Source organism: Burkholderia sp. MSHR3999 (assembly GCF_000833595.1).
GTDB classification, from domain to species: domain Bacteria; phylum Pseudomonadota; class Gammaproteobacteria; order Burkholderiales; family Burkholderiaceae; genus Burkholderia; species Burkholderia ubonensis.
In genome coordinates this window covers 794,984-812,000 of the sequence record NZ_JRFO01000005.1, presented here as the reverse complement: position 1 = coordinate 812,000, position 17,017 = coordinate 794,984, and the positions used below count along the sequence as shown (strand labels likewise).

Sequence of the window (17,017 nt, the reverse complement as noted above, 5' to 3'; positions counted from 1 at the left end):
AGTCCAATAAAGAGGAGTGGAGACATATGAAATCCGTGACGCGTCGTACCGTATTGAGTGCGCTGGCGGCCCTCGCGCTATGCGCGCCGCTCGCGCATGCGAGCAAGGACAAGCCGGAGATCGGCTTCTGCATCGACGACCTGCGCGTCGAGCGCTGGTCGCGCGATCGCGACTATTTCGTGGCCGCTGCGACGAAGCTCGGTGCGAAAGTTTCCGTTCAATCGGCGGACGCGAGCGAGGCGCGGCAGATCTCGCAGATCGAGAACCTGATCTCGCGCGGCGTCGACGTGATCGTGATCGTGCCGTTCAATTCGAAGACGCTCGGCAACGTCGTCGCCGAGGCGAGAAAGGCCGGCATCAAGGTCGTGTCGTACGACCGGCTGATCCTCGACGCCGACGTCGATGCATACATCTCGTTCGACAACGAGAAGGTCGGCGAGCTGCAGGCGCAGGGTGTCGTCGATGCGAAGCCGAAGGGCAACTATTTCCTGCTCGGCGGCGCGCCGACCGACAACAACGCGAAGATGCTGCGCGAAGGCCAGCTGAAGGTGCTGAAGCCGGCGGTCGATCGCGGCGACATCAAGATCGTCGGCCAGCAGTGGGTGCCCGAGTGGAGCGCGTCGACCGCGCTGCGGATCGTCGAAGATGCGCTGACCGCAAACAACAACCGGATCGACGCGATCGTCGCGTCGAACGACGGCACCGCGGGCGGCGCGATTCAGGCGCTCGCCGCGCAGCACCTGGCCGGCAAGGTGCCGGTGTCCGGGCAGGACGCGGACCTCGCGGCCGTCAAGCGGGTGATCGCCGGCACGCAGACGATGACCGTCTACAAGCCGCTCAAGCTGATCGCGAGCGAAGCGGCGAAGCTCGCGGTCGATCTCGCGAAGGGCGCGAAGCCCGCGTTCAACGCGCAATACGACAACGGCAGGAAGAAGGTCGACACGGTGCTGCTGCAGCCGACGCTGCTGACGAAGCGCAACGTCGACGTCGTCGTGAAGGACGGCTTCTATACCCAGGCGCAACTGGCGAGCCAGTAACGGCGCAACGCACGCGGGCGGCCGCCGGTGCGGCCGCCCGCCTATCGCGAGACATGAAGGCATGACCGAACCCTTGCTGACGATGCGCGGCATCGTCAAGGATTTCGACGGCGTGAAGGCGCTCGACGGAATCGACCTGACCGTGCGGCCCGGCGAGTGCGTCGGCCTGTGCGGCGAGAACGGCGCGGGCAAATCGACGCTGATGAAGGTGCTGTCGGGCGTCTATCCGCACGGCACGTGGGATGGCGAGATCCGCTGGGAAGGCGCGCCGCTCGTCGCTTCCGGCGTGCGCGACACCGAGCGCGCGGGCATCGTGATCATCCACCAGGAGCTGATGCTCGTGCCGGAACTGTCGGTGGCCGAGAACATCTTCCTCGGCAACGAGATCACGCTGCCGGGCGGGCGCATGCATTACGCGGCGATGGTCCAGCGTGCGGAGGAACTGCTGCGCGAGTTGCGGATCGACGCGATCAACGTCGCGCAGCCGGTGATGAACTACGGCGGCGGCCACCAGCAGCTGATCGAGATCGCGAAGGCGCTGAACAAGCGCGCGAAGCTGCTGATCCTCGACGAGCCGTCGTCGTCGCTGAGCGCGGCCGAGACGCGAATCCTGCTCGACATCGTGCGCGGCCTGAAGCGCCGCGGCGTCGCGTGCGTGTACATCTCGCACAAGCTCGACGAGGTCGAGGCCGTGTGCGACACGGTGACCGTGATCCGCGACGGCCGCCATGTCGCGACGGAGCCGATGCGTGCGCTGAGCACCGACCGGATCATCGCGATGATGGTCGGCCGCGAGATCCGCGACCTGTATCCGCGCGAGCCGCACGAGATCGGCGACGTCGTGCTGGAAGCCCGCCACGTGACCTGTCGCGACGTGACGAACCCGCGCCGCAAGCGCGTCGACGACGTGTCGTTCAGCGTGCGGCGCGGCGAGATCCTCGGCGTCGCCGGGCTCGTCGGCGCGGGCCGCACCGAGCTGATGCAGGCGATCTTCGGCGCGTATCCGGGCGTGAGCACGGCAACCGTGCTGATGAACGGCCGGCCGCTTGCGATCCGCTCGCCGGCCGACGCGATTCGCGCCGGCATCGCGATGGTGCCGGAGGACCGCAAGCGCCACGGCATCGTGCCGCAGCTCGGCGTCGGCCACAACATCACGCTGGCGGTGCTGCGCCGTTTCGCGGCGCGCGGGCGGATCGACGCGGCCGCCGAGCTGGACGCGATCCGCACCGAGATGCAGCGGCTGTCGGTGCGCGCCGCGCATCCGTTCCTGCCGATCGCGAGCCTGTCCGGCGGCAACCAGCAGAAGGCCGTGCTCGCGAAGATGCTGCTGGCCGAGCCGCAGGTGCTGATTCTCGACGAGCCGACGCGCGGCGTCGACGTGGGCGCGAAGGCGGAGATCTACCGCCTCGTGTTCGCGCTCGCGAAGCGCGGCGTCGCGGTGATCGTCGTGTCGTCGGAACTGCCCGAGGTGCTCGGCCTCGCCGACCGCGTGCTGGTGATCGGCGAAGGCGAGCTGCGCGGCGATTTCGCCAACGACGGCCTCACGCAGGAACAGATCCTCGGCGCCGCGCTGCAAGCCGGCCGGCGGCCGACCGAACCCACCGCAGCGAGTGCGATATGAACTCCGAACTTTCTTCCTCTACGCCGGTGACGCCGGACGCAGAAGCACATCGTCCAACGCGTCGTCAGCTTCGCCAGGTGTTCGTGCGCTACAAGATCCTTGCGCTGCTGTTCGCGGTCGCGGCGATCTGGGTGTTCTTCTCGGTGCTGACCGACGGCGCGTTCGTCACGCCGCGCAACGTGTCGAACCTGCTGCGGCAGATGTCGATCACCGGCATGCTCGCGTGCGGGATGGTGTTCGTGATCATCGCGGGCGAGATCGACCTGTCGGTCGGCTCGCTGCTCGGGCTGCTCGGCGGCGTCGCGGCGATCCTCGACGTGAACCGCCACTGGCCGGTCGTCGCGACGGTCCCTGCCGTGCTCGCGCTCGGCGTGCTGGTCGGGCTCTTCAACGGCTGGTGGTCGACCTACCGGCGCGTGCCGTCGTTCATCGTCGGGCTCGGCGGGATGCTCGCGTTTCGCGGGATCCTGCTCGGCGTGACGGGCGGCTCGACGATCGCGCCGGTGTCCGACGGCTTCGTGTTCCTCGGGCAGGGCTACCTGCCGCGCATGGCGGGCGACGGCCTTGCGCTGCTGCTGTTCGCGCTCGTCGTGCTGCTGGTCGTGCGGCAGCGCGGCACGCGGCGCCGCTACCGGCTCGCGGTCGCGCCGTTGTGGCAGGACGTCGTGAAGATCGCGGGCGCGGGCGCGGTGCTGTTCGCGTTCGTCGCGACGCTGGACCGCTACGGCGGCATTCCGGTGCCGGTGCTGCTGCTGCTCGCGCTGCTCGGCATCTTCTCGTGGATCGCGACGCAGACCGTGTTCGGCCGGCGCATCTACGCGGTCGGCTCGAATCTCGAGGCGACGCGGCTGTCGGGCGTCGATACCGATCGCGTGAAGCTCGCGATCTTCGCGCTGATGGGGCTGATGTGCGCGTTCGCCGGCATCGTGAACACCGCGCGGCTCGCGGCCGGCTCGCCGTCCGCCGGCACGATGGGCGAACTCGACGCGATCGCCGCGTGCTTCATCGGCGGCACGTCGATGCGCGGCGGCTCGGGCACCGTGCATGGCGCGCTGATCGGCGCGCTCGTGATGGCGAGCCTCGACAACGGCATGTCGATGCTGGACGTCGACGCGTACTGGCAGATGATCGTCAAGGGCGCGGTGCTGGTGCTGGCGGTGTGGATCGACGTGGTGTCGCGGTCGAACCGGCGGTGAGGCGGCGCCCAGTTGCAGGTCAACGGGGGGAAGACATGAAACGGAACACGGTTCCCGTGCCCGGCATCTCGATGCCGGCGGCCGCGCCGCTCGCGCAGCCGCACGTCGAACAGGACCACGAGCCGGTGCTCGGCCTGGGCGATCCGCGCGACCGCCGCGTCATCGCGGATGCGCTGCGCGCGCTGCTGCGGGAGCGCTCCGAAGCGCTCGCGTTCGCGATGCGCATGGCGGACGAGCGCGACCGGCCGAGGCCCGATGCGAGCGATTTCGCGCTGACCGACATCATTCGGCTGGCGCGTGTCGTCGAGCGGGCGGAGCGATACGGCGACGCCGTGAGCGAGGTCGTCCCTATCGGTGCGCGCTGACGCGCGCCGTATCGTTCGGCCTCCGGCAGCAGCCGTTGCGGGCGGGTGCGATGCCATGACAGTGGCATAGTCTCGGGGATATCACCGGATCGATCGTGCGCAGGCGTACACGTTGGACGCGAAAATCAAGACCGCGGCTCGAGCCAGTTCCGAACGAGTCGCGCAACCTGCTTCCGGCGCTCGATCATCACCATATGCCCTTCGCCCGGCAGCGCATGATGGGTCACCGACGGCACCCACGCGGAAGTTTCGAGCGCCGCCTCGGCGAAAATCGGGTCGTCGGCGCCACCGACGATCAACGTATCTGCGCGGATCCGCCGGGGCCACGGCGAGTCGTCGCGTGCGTCGTCACGCAATGCGCGCAGGGTGCGGACAATGACGTGTCGTTCGTTGACCGATGACGCGACATGGCGGCGTCGACTCAGCAGTGCCGCGCGCAGGAGCATGTTGCGCCAGCCCGCGCGGAAGCATCCGGACATCGTTTCGAGCAGACGGACGTAATCGGAGCGGGTCGTATGAGCGATTTGCTGCTCGATGAGCCGGCAGCCGTCCGGCGCAAGGCGATGCGCACTCGAAACCAGCCCGAGTCGTGAGACGCGTTCCGGATGGGCGGCCGCGAGGCGCGCCGCTACGACGCCTCCGAACGAGATGCCGATGAGCGTCGTGCACCGCCAATGCGTGGCGATGCCGCGCGCGATATGCTCCACGATGTCGGCGATTCGGTATTGCGTACCGGGCTCGTCAGGATACCCGAGCAGTACGAATGGCGTGTCGGGCGGCAAAATCCCGGCGACGCGGCGCAGGTCGCGCCGCAGCCGATGCGAGGTCGTCTTCGAGACGAATGCTTGTCCGCCGTTCAGGACGATGACCGCTGGCGGTTCGCTACCCACCTGTGCGGCCAGGATGCCGCCGTCCAGCTGCATCGTTCGAACGGGACGAGCACCGATCCGGAACGGGTTCGATTCGTCCGGTATGAGATTCATGCGCTACCTCCGGTGAAAAGGCGCCAGCATGAACCCTGACGTCCACGTGAGGGTCAAGCGCCAGTCTCAACGTTGCCGTCATATACAACGGCGGCTCCCTGACGTTGAAGCCATGCGAGTACGTCGGGACCCATCGGATGGCCCGCTTGCAGAATCGGCTCATCATGCAGTGCCCGTAGCAGCTTGCCGCGTAACGCGACGTCGCCGTGCGTCGTTCGCTCGAGCAGCGCGTGCCAACGGCTCGCGAGCGCGGAGGCGTCTCCATTGTCTGCGCCGCAAGCGATTGCCCGTCTGACGTCTGCACCGAGTGTGATCCATTCCGCCGACAGCGTCTTGTCGAGGCGTTGGATGTCCTCTTCCGTCAGGTGGCGCCGCCAGGCCGCCACATGCAGACGGGTCGCCTGCTCGATGTAGGCGATCACTGTCCGATCGAGCCCTGTGTGGTCGGGGGCCGGCGCCGCGCCGTCATGCAACTGCCGCCAGCGCCGCGCGATGGCGATGTCGCCGTCCATCCATTGCATCGCGGCGGCAAGCCAGCGATACGCGAGCTTCTGCGCTTCGCCGGAGGCGGGCGGGACATGCCGATCCATTGCGTCGCGCACGTCCGCAAATAATGCCGACAAGGCCGCTTCCATGTCCTTCCAGCGCGCGAGGATCTTCGCAATCTCGGCCGTGTTGAAATGTGCGCGATATCGCTCGAGCAACGCGAGCGTTTCCGGCCAATCCGCATCAAGCCAGGTCACGCCGGAATCGCAGGCGGCTTGCAGCACGCCGAGCCGCTCGTTCAGCGTATTCAACCTTGCCAGCTCGGCGTCGATTGCAAGCCGGCTCTCGGCAATCACTTCCGCCAACGCGATCTGCCGGTTGCGCAGCATCTGGGCAATCGCGTCTAGTGTCAGCCCCAGGCCACGCAGCGCTTGAATCGTCCTGATCGTCGACACACTGGCTTCGTCGTACAACCGGTAGCCCGACGTGGAGCGGCCGATCGGCTTCAGCAGGCCTGTCTGATCGTAATAGTGCAATGCGCGGACGGTAATGCCGCAACGCCGCGCAAGCATGCCAACCGTTAATGGCATATAGACTCCGTCGATAATGCAAAATATGGCGGATATCCGTCGTGCAGGACGGCGATGATGGATTATCCCATCGGACAATCGGCCGTCAAACCCTGCAAAGGGTGACCGCCCTGAAATAGAAAACGCCCGATGCAGTGCATCGGGCGTTCTGGCGTCTGGCTGCTGTCAACCTATTCGAGGACTTGACGACAGATAATGGGTTAAAGGCCGCGCTTTAAGCGCCCCGCATAATCACTGGCCGCTTCATCCAGTGATTTGCTGGTGTTGGCCGTCGCGATCAGTTCCTCGACGAACCACGGAAGAACGAGCGTCGTTTCTTTGCTCGACAAACCGACTTTCACGCGCTGCGAAGAGTAATCCGGTTGAGGTAGCGTCGCTGGCAGAGCGCCATCGGATTGTGGTTTGTCAGCAGTGGCTTGTGCGTTCGCAAGCTGCGCGATGATCAAAAGCGCAAACGCCATAGTTGCATGTCGGATAGGTTTCTTCATTTGTCACTGTTCCTTGCCGAAAATATGAATTGGAAAATCAGTGCAATGATCCTAGCGAATTTGTTGCGCGGAAAGTGTGTGAAATTTGTCAATATCTGTGCGAAAGCGCGTCGCGAGCTCGACGATCGACGCGATCCTCTTCGGCGCCTGACGGGCGATGCCCGTCAGGAAACCGAATCGAATCAGAACGCGTAGGCGAGCGACGCGAACAGGCTGCGCGGCGCGCCCGGCGTGACCCACAGGCTGTTGTAGGAGCTGACGTAGGTGGTGCGATTGAACAGGTTGTTCAGCACCATCGACGCACGCAGGTGCTTGTTGACCTGCACGTAGCCGTTGAGCTGCACGGTCGCATAGGCGGGCAGTTCGAAGCCGTCCTGCGTGTTCGCCGTGTTGCCGGCGCGGCGCCCGACATAGATCACGCCCGCGCCCGCACCGGCCTTGTCCGCGAACGGCAGCGCGGTTTCGTACATGAGCAGCGCGCTGCCGCTCAGCCGCGGAATGTCGACGAGGCGTGCGCCGGGCGTCAGCACGGTATCGCGCGTGACCTCGGCATCGACGTACGCAAGGTTGACGATGCCGCGCATGCCGTGACCCAGGTCGCCGTTCCATTCGAATTCGACGCCGCGGCTGCGCACCTCGCCGGCCGCACGCGAGAAGCCGGCATTCGCCGGATCGGCGGTCAGCACGTTGCGCTTGGTGACGTGGAACGCCGCGACGGTCGCGAGCCAGCGCTCGCCGGCCCATTTCGCGCCGGCTTCGTAGCCATGCCCTTTCTCCGGGTCGAACGCACGGCCGGTGACGTCGGCGCCGTTGTTCGGCCGGAACGAATACGCGGTGTTCGCATACAGCGACAGCGCGGGGCTCATTTCATACACGACGCCGATGCGCGGACTCAACGCGGTCTGCAACTGGCTGCTCGTGACACCCTTCAGGCGGTTCTCGACAGACTGGTGGAAGCGATCCCAGCGCAGCCCGGCGAGGATTTTCCAGTGCGGCCCGAACGCCAGCGTGTCCTGCGCGTAGACGCCCTGACCGTCGTCGCGCTCGAGCAGGCTGGTCGCGGTGCGCGGCACGGGCGCCGGCTGGCCGTAGACCGGAGCGAAGATGTCGATCGCGTACGGCGCGGCGGCGGTCGGCGTCGAGCGCGCGACGAACTGGTCGTAGTTGAAGCGATATGCATCGACGCCCATCACGAGCGTGTGAGCGATGCCGCCCGTGCGGAACTTGCCGGTCGTTTCCAGGCGGCCCTGCAAGTCGTTCGAGTGAAACGCGACCTGGCGGTAGCGGCGCCACAGCGTGCGGCCGTCCGGCTGCAGCGCGAACGCTTCGGACGAGCGTCCGGACAGGTCGGTGTCGCGCTGCGCGAAGCCGGCGTTGATCGACCAGTCCGCGTTGAAGCGATGTTCGAGCGTGAACTGGTGGCCCGAGTTGCGCACGTCGTAGTCGCCGTCGCGCGGCTCGCCGAGGAAGCGCGACGCGGGGATCGCGCCGAGCTGCCCGCCCACCGCCACCACGCCGCGATCGAGCGGCGCGCGCTGGCGGACGGTTTCGAATTCGTAGTGCAGCGTCGTGTCCGCGCCGATGTCCCACGTGAACGACGGCGCGAACAGGTAGCGCTTGCTCGACACCGTGTCGCGGAAGCTGCCGTTGTCCTCGTTCATCGCGATGAAGCGGTACGCGAGCGACTTCGTGACGGGGCCGGTCGAATCGAGCGTCTGGCGCAACGCGCCGTAGCTGCCGGCCGACACGCCGACGGTGTTCGAGCGCGCGAACTGCGGCTGCTTCGTCGTGTAGCTGATGAGCCCGCCCGGATCGCCGCGGCCGTACAGCGCGGACGCGGGCCCCTTGAGCACTTCCATGCGTTCGAGCGTCGCGGTGTCGCGCGGCACGCTCATCCCGCGATTCCACGAGAAGCCGTTGACGAGGTAGTCGGTGCCGGACGTGTTGCCGTCGCCGGCAAAGCCGCGCACCGCGTAGTTGTCCCACAGCCCGCCGAAGTTGTTCTGCCGCGCGACGCCCGCGACCCAGTCGTACAGGTCTTCGCCGCGCGTCGCGGCCACCGTCTGGATCAGCTTCGTGTCGACGCTGCTGACCGCGAACGGAATCTCCATCACGTCGGTTTCGGTGCGCGTCGCGCTCGTCGATTCGGGCGCGCGAAACGGCGCGCTCGCGCGCTGCCCCGAGATCTCGATGGCGGGCAGCGACAACTCCTGCGCATCGGCGGCGCTCAGGCCGGCCGTGCCGACGACGATGGCCATCGGTGCGGCCGCCCAGTTCTTCCTGCTCATACCCGTCCCTTGATGTGGTCTGTGTTCCAAACAGTACATTCGCGCGGAAATTTAATGCAAATGAGAGGCATTTGCAATCGTAAAGTCGTGGTGTTGCGTGTGACGCGAAGCGGCCGGCTACCGATGCGGCGGCCGTGGGTGAGCGGGAATTTTTATCGCTATCGGTTGGGTGCGGACCGACGGTTGCGAATCAGGCGTGCTTCATAGGGTCGGGATCTGGCGTGAAAAGCGCGGATCGATCCGCGCGTCACGCCGCATGCGTGTGCTGCTCCGCCGGTGCGCGGCAGACGCGGTTTCGTCCCTGGCGCTTGGCGGTGTACAGCGCGAGGTCCGCCTGACGCGACAGCGCGTCGATGGACGACGGGTGCGCATTGCGGGCGGTCGCGCATCCGATGCTCACCGTAAAAGCGGGAACCGCCTCGGCAAATCCGGCGAGCCGGTTGTTTTCCACTTCCCGGCGAATGGCCTCCGCGACTTTCGCGGCGCCGCTTTCATCCGTGTCCGGCAGCACCGCGACGAACTCTTCGCCGCCGTAACGCGCGGCGATATCGCCGCGCCGGCGCGTGTGGGCACGGATGCATTCGGCCAGGAACCTCAGCGCCGCGTCACCTTGCGCATGCCCGTATCGGTCGTTGTACTGCTTGAAGTGGTCGGCATCGATGAACAGCACCGACAGGCTGGCGTCGTTGCCGCGCTGGAGCCGTTCCCATTCGTCGGCCAGCGCGACATCGAGTGCGCGGCGGTTGCTCAGGCCCGTCAGCGGATCGGTGCGGGTGAGATCGGTCAGCAGGGTCTGCTTGCGAAGATTGTCCCGCAACGCGAATGCGAGCAGCCAGACGACGGCGCAGAAGAGCGCGCAGATGATCGACGCCGGCACGCCGACCGACCATGACATGCGTACGAAGCCGGCCAGCACGTCGTGCTCGGCAGGAGCGACGACCGCAATCAGCGGCGTACCGGGCACCCGCTGGAACGTATAGAGCCGCAAGGTTCCGTCGATGCGCGAGCGGGATGCATAGAATCCCGAGTCCTGGCTCAGCATGCGGTCGAACGCCTTCGATCGGCTCAGGCGGATCATCTGGTGATCGCTCAGTGGCGGATTTCTGGCGAGGATGGTGCCGTCCGCGCGCAGGATCGCGGTGATGCCGTGCGGCCCGACGTTCAGCCGGGACAGCAGCTGATCGAAATAGTCGAGGTCGATGGCGACGACCGCGATCCCGTTGAATGTGTGGTCCGGCCGCTCGATGCGCCGCGAGAGTGCGATGGACTTCGTGCCGCCGCGCGAGCGCGCGCGATAGGCCTCGGACACGTAAAGGCCGACATTCGCCGCGTCGCGATGGACCTTGAAGTAGTCGCGATCGCTGAAGTTCCAGCGGTGGGACGGGCCGCAGCAGCCGTCGATCAACTGGCCGAACCGGTCCGTCACGCCCATCCCGACCACGTATGGCGCAGCCGCGCGCTGGAACAGCAGATCGTGCCGCAGCCCGGCGTCCATGCGTCGGACCGCCGGCCTGCCGAGATCGGCGGCGAGCGACGTCAACGCGTTGTTGGACGTCTCGACGGTGCGCGCGATCTCGCTGACCAGCACCGCGGCGACGTTGCGCGACGTTTCATGCGCGTGCTCGACGACTTCGCTTCTCGCGGCCCAGAGCGTCATCGCGCTGAGGCCCAGCGCAGCGAGCGACATCAGTGTGCCGAGCGCGCCGACGACAAGATGGTTTCGTCCCGCCCAGTCGGCGATCTTTTCGATGGAGGTGGATGCGGACATGCTACGCGCTCGAAGGGGAGGACCGGTGAGATAAGCCGGACTGCGCTGAAATCCGGGTTAACGGCAGGCAAGCGAAGAAATCGAGGTCCGGATGCTAAGCGAATCGGCGCGACGTGGCCGCAAACGTGTGCGGCCGGCCAGCCGGTTCGGTCGAAGCCGGTACGTCAGCCGGGCCCGAATCGGCAAGAGCGAGTTTCGGGCTTGGCAGCCGCTGCGTGCCTGTTGCGAAGCAAAATGCGATGCGCGCAAATGTGCGTTGGTGTCGGTGAAGCGTTGTAGCCAATTGCCGACCTATGTTGCCGGCGGCGCGTCGTGTCGCTTGCCGAAGCGTGCACGATAATCGCCCGGTGACACGCCGACCTGCTTGGCGAACGCGCGCTGCAACGCGTCCACGCTGCCGAATCCCGCGCGTTCCGCTATCCGTTCGAGCGGCCAGTCGGCCTGCTCCAGCAGGGACTTCGCACGTTCGATCCGTGCCGCCAGGACGAACTGCGCGGGCGATTGCCCGGTTTGCTCGCGGAAATGGCGGGCGAACGTCCGCTCGCTCATGTGCAGGCGTGCTGCCAGGGCTGGCACGCCGAGATTGCCGGTCGGGTCGTCGACGATGGCGGTGAGCAGCGACCGCATGCGCGGCGTCGCGTTCGCCTGTACGTCGAGTCCGACGCTGAACTGCGCTTGACCGCCGGGACGGTGCATGAAGAGCACGAGTTCGCGTGCGACCGCGAGCGCGGTCGGCGCGCCGCAGTCCGCCTCGACAAGCGCGAGACACAGGTCGATGCCGGCCGTCACGCCGGCCGAGGTGTGGAACGGCGGATCGCTGACGTAGATCGCGTCCGGCTCGACGCGGGCGTCGGGACACAGTGCCTGCAGCGTCGAACACTGCATCCAGTGCGTGGTCGCACGTTTTCCGTTGAGCCAGCCGCCTGCGGCAAGCACGAACGCACCCGTGCAGATGCTGGCGATTCGACGCGTGTTCGCGATGCGCGTGCGCAGCCACGGCAGCACGCCGGCGTCCGATGCTGCGTGCCGCAGCGCAGCATCGCTGCCGCCGGCGATGATGATCGTGTCGATGTGCTCGGGCAGCGCCGTGAGTGCGATTGGGCCGGCGAGTCGCAAGCCGGCGTGCGTGAGGATGTCGTCGCCGAATTGCGATGCGAGCGTGAGCCGATAGGGTGCGGCATGATCCGGCAGGTAACGGTTCGCGACCGCGAACACTTCCATCGGACCGGTGACGTCGAGCGACTGCACGCCTTCGAAGCCGACGACAACGATGTCGCGGGCCGGACGGATTGACTGAGACATGGCGGAAAGTGCGGTGGCGTTGTCCTTGTGAGCGCAGGCATGATCCTTGTAATTTTCCGGACGTGCAATCGATTAACGCGGGCGGGCGATGCTGGAAAGAACGAGGAGCAGGGCGACGCGCACGATGGTGGCGCTGTTTGCCTGCATGCAGTTTTGTGCGTGGGCGTGGGGTGCGTCGACGCAAGCGCCGGCGGAGCGCATGTTGCCGGACACACGAGCGCTGACGGTGTCCGCGCCAAAGGACGGGCGCAAGCGGCCGCTCGTTGCGATCGTCGCGGACAACGCGGGAACGGAGACGACCGATTTCATCGTTCCCTATTCGATCCTGAAGGCGTCCGGCGCGGTTGATGTCGTCGCCGTGTCGGTCGATGCAGGGCCCGTCGAATTGATGCCCGCGCTGCGCATGCTCGCCGATACGACCTTCGACCGGTTCGATGCCGCGATACCTGCCGGGGCAGATGTCGTGATCGTGCCCGCGATGCACCGTGCCGACCGACCTGCGGTATCGGCATGGCTGCAAAAGCAGGCCGCTGCCGGTGCGACGATGGTGGCGATCTGCGATGGCGCGAAGGTGCTCGCGCATGCCGGACTGCTGCGGCATCGTACTGCGACGTCTCACTGGTACTCGCGCGACGGCCTGCGCCGCCAGTTTGCCGATACGACCTGGGTTGACGATCGCCGCTACGTGATGGACGGCAGCGTGATGACGACGAGCGGCGTGTCGGCGTCCATTCCCGCGTCGCTTGCGCTGGTGAGCGTGCTTGCCGGGCCCGCGACAGCGCGTGACACTGCGCGGAGCATCGGCGTGCAAGCCTGGAACGACGAGCACGACGGCAGCCGGTATGGGTTGACCGCGCGTACGGTGGTGGCCGCGCTGACGAATCGCGTAGCGTTCTGGCGGCACGAGACGTTCGATCTGCCGCTCGAACCCGGTTTTGATGAATTGTCGGTCGCGTTGAGCGTGGATGCGTGGGTACGGACGTGGCGCAGCGACGTCGTTGCGACGGGAGAGGGGCGGGAGGTTGTATCAAGGCACGGGTTGAGGTTGCTGACCCGGCCGGCAAGTATCGGGCGCGCGCGCGCGTGACGATTCCGGATGGGCGGCGTGGAGATGCCGTGCTGCCCGGTGTGCTGGGAGATATAGCGGCACGCTATGGCGCCGCTACGTCGGACTGGATTGCGCTGCAACTGGAATACGCGAACGAGTAGCACGGCGTTTTTTCGTGGACGGTCGATAACCGACGGGCAGGAAGGTCGCCCGGCTGCCCCTGACCCGGAATCAGTTCCTGTCCGAAGGCGAACCGGCCAATAGGTTTGGGCTATGGCCGGTAGAGCCAATCGATAGTTGTCGACGTACGGGATTCCGCGTGTAATGGCCTGCGAAATGGGTTGATGCCGACGAACGGATGGAGGAGCGACGCGTGAAGATCGTGGTAGCAACGAAGCGGGTGGTCGATTACAACGTGAAGACGTCGATGAACCCGTTCGACGCAATCGAACGGGTTCCGGAGTTGATCGATGCCATCTGATGCCGCGATATCCGCTGGCGACGCCGCGCATCATGCCGGCGCCGGACGCTCGATACCCGCCCAGTCTTACCTGTTCGTGCCGGGGAATAAGCCCGAGCGGTTCGACAAGGCGCTCGCAAGCGGCGCCGATGCGGTCATCATCGATCTCGAAGACGCCGTCGAGCCTGAAGCAAAAACGTCGGCGCGCGACGCGATGGCACGGTGGGTTTCACCCGGGCATCCGGTGCTCGTTCGGATCAACGCGCGGCACACGCCGTGGTTCGAGGCCGACGCCGCGCTCGGCGCGTTGAAGGGCGTGGCCGGCATCGTGCTCCCGAAGGCCGAGAGCGCCGACGACGTTTGCGCCGCCGTTGCGCTCGCGCGCCGGCGCGTGCCCGTCTATCCGCTGATCGAAAGCGCGAACGGCATGTGGAACGCGCTCGATATCGCGAAAGCGCCGTACGTCGAGCGACTGATGTTCGGCACGCTCGATTTCATCGCGGACATGGGCATGTCGGACGATGGCGTGTCGCTCAATTACTTCCGCTCGCAGCTCGCGTTGGTGTCGAGGGTGGCCGGCATCGAAGCACCGGTCGACGGCGTGACGCCGGATATTCACGACGGGGAACGGATCGAGCGCAACGCGTTCAACGGCAAGCAGCTGGGTTTCGGTGCGAAGCTCTGCATCCATCCGAAGCAGATCGGGTTCGTGCACAAGTGCTTCCGACCGAGCGAGGACGAGGTTCGCTGGGCGCACCGGATCGTCGATGCGATGCGCGATTCCAACGGCGGCGTGGTGACCGTCGACGGCAGGATGGTCGATCGGCCCGTGCTGTCGCGCGCCACGTGGATCGCCCGGCTGGCCGCTGCCGTCGACGCCGCTTCGAACGAGGCGGCCGGCGGATGATGCGCGACGATGTACTCGCGCAATAGTGGCGCTCTCGCGTCCGTGAACGGACGCGGAGACGCTTCGATATGTGGGTGACGGGCGCGCTTCGATCAGCGCGGAACGGGCCGGTCAGACAGCGCCGGATGCGTGCAACGCGTGAATCTGTTCGTCGGCATAGCCGAGTTCGCGCAGAACGGCATCGGTATGCTGGCCGAGCGCCGGCACCGGGTCCATGCGCGGATGGTCGGTCGGCCCGACGCCGGGCGGCAGCAGGGCAGGGATCTCGCCGACAGGCGTGTCGACCCGGGTCCAGCGATGCCGGGCGGCGAGCTGTTCATGCGCCCAGACGCCATGCATGTCGTTCATCCGCGCGTTGGCGATGCCGGCTTGCTCGAGCCGGCCGATCACGTCGGCGGCCGTCAAGGTCGAGAACGCACGGACGATGACGGCCGTGAGTTCGTCGCGATTCGCGACACGGCGGCTGTTCGAACCGAAGCGCTCGTCGGCGGCCAGCTCGGGCATGCCGATCACGGTATCGCAGAAGCGTTTCCATTCGCGCTCGTTCTGCAGGCCCAGCATCACGGTGTTGCCGTCGCCCGCCGTGAACGGGCCGTACGGGAAGATCGTCGCGTGCGACGCGCCGGCTTGCCGGGGCGGCGACTGACCGTCGATCGCGTAGTAGAGCGGATAGCTCATCCATTCGACCATGCTTTCGAGCATCGACACGTCGATGTGCCGGCCGCGCCCGGTGCGCCCGCGCTCGATGAGCGCGGCGAGGATGTTCGTGTAGCCGTACATGCCCGCCGCGATATCGGCGATCGAGCAGCCGGCCTTGGCCGGCTCGCCGTCGGAGCCGGTGATGCTCAGGAATCCGGATTCACTCTGGATCAGCAGGTCGTACGCCTTCTTGTCGCGGAACGGTCCGTCGAGCCCGTAGCCGGAGATATCGCAGACGATCAGCCGCGGATGGCGTTCGCGCAGCGTGTCGTAGTCGAGCCCCAGGCGCTGCGTCGCGCCGGGCGCGAGGTTCTGCACGAACACGTCGGCATCGGCGAGCAGCTTGTGCACGACCTCGAGCGCCGCGGGCTGCTTGACGTCGAGCGTGATGCTTTCCTTCGAGCGGTTGGTCCACACGAAGTGGGATGCGAGCCCCGATACGCGTTCGTCGTAGCGCCGCGCGAAATCGCCGACACCCGGGCGTTCGACCTTGATCACGCGCGCGCCGAGATCCGCAAGCTGACGCGTGCAGAATGGCGCGGCGATCGCATGCTCGAACGTGACGACCTTGATTCCTTCAAGTGGGCGCATGATGGACGCTCCCCGTCAGAACGAACGCGGCAGGCCGAGGATATGCTCGGCGACGTACGACAGGATCAGGTTCGTCGAGATCGGCGCGACCTGGTACAGGCGCGTCTCGCGGAACTTGCGCTCGACGTCGTATTCGGACGCGAAGCCGAAGCCGCCGTGGAACTGCAGGCACGCATTCGCGGCTTCCCACGATGCATCGGCCGCGAGCAGCTTCGCCATGTTCGCCTGCGCGCCGCACGGCTCGTGCGCGTCGAACCGGCGCGCGGCCTCGAAGCGCATCAGGCTCGCGGCCTCGACGTTGACGAACGCGCGGGCGATCGGGAACTGCACGCCCTGGTTCTGGCCGATCGGGCGGCCGAACACGACGCGATCCTTCACGTACTGCGACACCTTGTCGACGAACCAGTAGCCGTCGCCGATGCATTCGGCCGCGATCAGCGTGCGTTCGGCGTTCAGGCCGTCGAGGATGTACCTGAAGCCCTGGCCTTCCTCGCCGATCAGGTTTTCCGCGGGGATGTCGAGGTTGTCGAAGAACAGCTCGTTGGTCTCGTGGTTCACCATGTTCGGGATCGGGCGGACCGTCATTCCGTTGCCGATCGCGTGATGCAGGTCGACGATGAAGATCGACATTCCTTCCGATTTCTTCTTCACGTCCGAAAGCGGCGTCGTGCGCGCGAGCAGGATCATCAGGTCGGAGTGCCGGACGCGCGAGATCCACACCTTCTGGCCGTTGACCACGTAGCGGTCGCCTTTGCGTTCCGCCGTCGTCTTGATCTTCGTCGTGTCGGTGCCGGTGGTCGGCTCGGTCACGCCCATCGACTGCAGCCGCAGCTCGCCGCTCGCGATCTTCGGCAGATACTGCTGCTTCTGCTCGGCGGAACCGTGGCGAAGCAGCGTGCCCATGTTGTACATCTGGCCGTGGCACGCGCCGGAATTGCCGCCCGCGCGGTTGATTTCCTCCATGATCACCGACGCTTCGGTCAGGCCGAGGCCGGAGCCGCCATATTCCTGCGGAATCAGCGCGGCGAGCCAGCCGGCTTTCGTCAGCGCGTCGACGAACGCTTCGGGATAGCCGCGCGCTTCGTCGATCTTGCGGAAGTATTCCGCGGGAAACTCGCCGCACAGGTCGCGAACGGCTTCACGGATGTCTTGGTAAGCGTCGGTCTGATTCATGGCGCGGATCGGGGT

General features: G+C 66.3%; 13 protein-coding genes and 1 pseudogene. 6 read left to right on the top strand and 8 right to left on the bottom strand.

What is annotated here, in order from left to right; translation table 11 throughout:
* Positions 1-26 precede the first annotated feature (26 nt).
* The 4 genes from xylF (at position 27) to KY49_RS17100 (ending at position 4,219) form a co-directional block, all read left to right on the top strand.
* Positions 27-1,037: a D-xylose ABC transporter substrate-binding protein gene (xylF, locus tag KY49_RS17115; RefSeq protein WP_042585765.1), complete on the top strand. Its 1,011-nt coding sequence runs from the start codon at positions 27-29 to the stop codon at positions 1,035-1,037.
* A gap of 61 nt (positions 1,038-1,098) precedes the next feature.
* On the top strand, positions 1,099-2,658 hold the full coding sequence (gene xylG / locus KY49_RS17110; RefSeq protein WP_042585764.1) for a D-xylose ABC transporter ATP-binding protein: 1,560 nt from the start codon (positions 1,099-1,101) through the stop codon (positions 2,656-2,658).
* On the top strand, positions 2,655-3,854 hold the full coding sequence (locus KY49_RS17105) for a sugar ABC transporter permease (protein ID WP_042585763.1): 1,200 nt from the start codon (positions 2,655-2,657) through the stop codon (positions 3,852-3,854). Before xylG ends, KY49_RS17105 begins: the two co-directional genes overlap by 4 nt.
* Positions 3,855-3,889: 35 nt before the next feature.
* Positions 3,890-4,219 (top strand): hypothetical protein, encoded by a 330-nt coding sequence (locus KY49_RS17100; RefSeq protein WP_042585762.1) that lies wholly within the window; start codon positions 3,890-3,892, stop codon positions 4,217-4,219.
* Positions 4,220-4,344: 125 nt separating this feature from the next.
* On the opposite strand, the gene KY49_RS17095 is transcribed toward KY49_RS17100, so the two are convergent.
* The 6 genes from KY49_RS17095 to KY49_RS17075 all read right to left on the bottom strand — a co-directional run bounded on the left by KY49_RS17095 (position 4,345) and on the right by KY49_RS17075 (position 12,124).
* The gene (locus KY49_RS17095) at positions 4,345-5,202 is read right to left on the bottom strand and encodes an alpha/beta fold hydrolase (protein WP_080402308.1); all 858 of its coding nucleotides are present in this window, start codon (positions 5,200-5,202) and stop codon (positions 4,345-4,347) included.
* A gap of 53 nt (positions 5,203-5,255) precedes the next feature.
* Positions 5,256-6,278: a MerR family transcriptional regulator gene (locus KY49_RS17090; RefSeq protein ID WP_042585760.1), complete on the bottom strand. Its 1,023-nt coding sequence runs from the start codon at positions 6,276-6,278 to the stop codon at positions 5,256-5,258.
* 200 nt (positions 6,279-6,478) lie between these two features.
* Positions 6,479-6,766 carry a hypothetical protein gene (locus tag KY49_RS35810; protein WP_080430387.1) on the bottom strand — a complete coding sequence of 96 codons (288 nt, stop codon included), beginning with the start codon at positions 6,764-6,766 and terminating at the stop codon, positions 6,479-6,481.
* Between the two features lie 182 nt (positions 6,767-6,948).
* Entirely contained in the window at positions 6,949-9,054 is a 2,106-nt protein-coding gene (locus KY49_RS17085) for a TonB-dependent siderophore receptor (RefSeq protein ID WP_042585759.1), read from the bottom strand.
* 247 nt (positions 9,055-9,301) lie between these two features.
* Positions 9,302-10,822, bottom strand: a complete 1,521-nt coding sequence (locus KY49_RS17080) for a GGDEF domain-containing protein (RefSeq protein ID WP_042585758.1) — start codon at positions 10,820-10,822, stop codon at positions 9,302-9,304.
* 291 nt (positions 10,823-11,113) lie between these two features.
* Entirely contained in the window at positions 11,114-12,124 is a 1,011-nt protein-coding gene (locus tag KY49_RS17075) for a GlxA family transcriptional regulator (protein ID WP_042585757.1), read from the bottom strand.
* Between the two features lie 124 nt (positions 12,125-12,248).
* Here KY49_RS17075 and KY49_RS17070 point away from each other — a divergent pair.
* Positions 12,249-13,333: pseudogene (locus KY49_RS17070) on the top strand (DJ-1/PfpI family protein).
* Between the two features lie 309 nt (positions 13,334-13,642).
* On the top strand, positions 13,643-14,539 hold the full coding sequence (locus KY49_RS17065; RefSeq protein ID WP_042585756.1) for an HpcH/HpaI aldolase/citrate lyase family protein: 897 nt from the start codon (positions 13,643-13,645) through the stop codon (positions 14,537-14,539).
* 111 nt (positions 14,540-14,650) lie between these two features.
* On the opposite strand, the gene KY49_RS17060 is transcribed toward KY49_RS17065, so the two are convergent.
* Together KY49_RS17060 and KY49_RS17055 are read right to left on the bottom strand one after the other, a co-directional pair.
* On the bottom strand, positions 14,651-15,829 hold the full coding sequence (locus tag KY49_RS17060; protein ID WP_042585755.1) for a CaiB/BaiF CoA transferase family protein: 1,179 nt from the start codon (positions 15,827-15,829) through the stop codon (positions 14,651-14,653).
* A 15-nt stretch (positions 15,830-15,844) separates the two neighbouring features.
* Positions 15,845-17,002 (bottom strand): acyl-CoA dehydrogenase family protein, encoded by a 1,158-nt coding sequence (locus KY49_RS17055; RefSeq protein WP_042585754.1) that lies wholly within the window; start codon positions 17,000-17,002, stop codon positions 15,845-15,847.
* Positions 17,003-17,017: the final 15 nt, after the last annotated feature.

Excerpts from the sequence above, each read along its gene's own strand:
- KY49_RS17060 (WP_042585755.1), bottom strand. The coding sequence starts at position 15,829 with ATGCGCCCACTTGAAGGAATCAAGGTCGTCACGTTCGAGCATGCGATC.
- KY49_RS17055 (WP_042585754.1), bottom strand. The coding sequence starts at position 17,002 with ATGAATCAGACCGACGCTTACCAAGACATCCGTGAAGCCGTTCGCGAC.
- KY49_RS17105 (WP_042585763.1), top strand. The coding sequence starts at position 2,655 with ATGAACTCCGAACTTTCTTCCTCTACGCCGGTGACGCCGGACGCAGAA.
- KY49_RS17100 (WP_042585762.1), top strand. The coding sequence starts at position 3,890 with ATGAAACGGAACACGGTTCCCGTGCCCGGCATCTCGATGCCGGCGGCC.
- KY49_RS17065 (WP_042585756.1), top strand. The coding sequence starts at position 13,643 with ATGCCATCTGATGCCGCGATATCCGCTGGCGACGCCGCGCATCATGCC.
- xylG (WP_042585764.1), top strand. The coding sequence starts at position 1,099 with ATGACCGAACCCTTGCTGACGATGCGCGGCATCGTCAAGGATTTCGAC.
- KY49_RS17075 (WP_042585757.1), bottom strand. The coding sequence starts at position 12,124 with ATGTCTCAGTCAATCCGTCCGGCCCGCGACATCGTTGTCGTCGGCTTC.
- KY49_RS17080 (WP_042585758.1), bottom strand. The coding sequence starts at position 10,822 with ATGTCCGCATCCACCTCCATCGAAAAGATCGCCGACTGGGCGGGACGA.
- KY49_RS35810 (WP_080430387.1), bottom strand. The coding sequence starts at position 6,766 with ATGAAGAAACCTATCCGACATGCAACTATGGCGTTTGCGCTTTTGATC.
- KY49_RS17095 (WP_080402308.1), bottom strand. The coding sequence starts at position 5,202 with ATGAATCTCATACCGGACGAATCGAACCCGTTCCGGATCGGTGCTCGT.
- KY49_RS17085 (WP_042585759.1), bottom strand. The coding sequence starts at position 9,054 with ATGAGCAGGAAGAACTGGGCGGCCGCACCGATGGCCATCGTCGTCGGC.
- xylF (WP_042585765.1), top strand. The coding sequence starts at position 27 with ATGAAATCCGTGACGCGTCGTACCGTATTGAGTGCGCTGGCGGCCCTC.
- KY49_RS17090 (WP_042585760.1), bottom strand. The coding sequence starts at position 6,278 with ATGCCATTAACGGTTGGCATGCTTGCGCGGCGTTGCGGCATTACCGTC.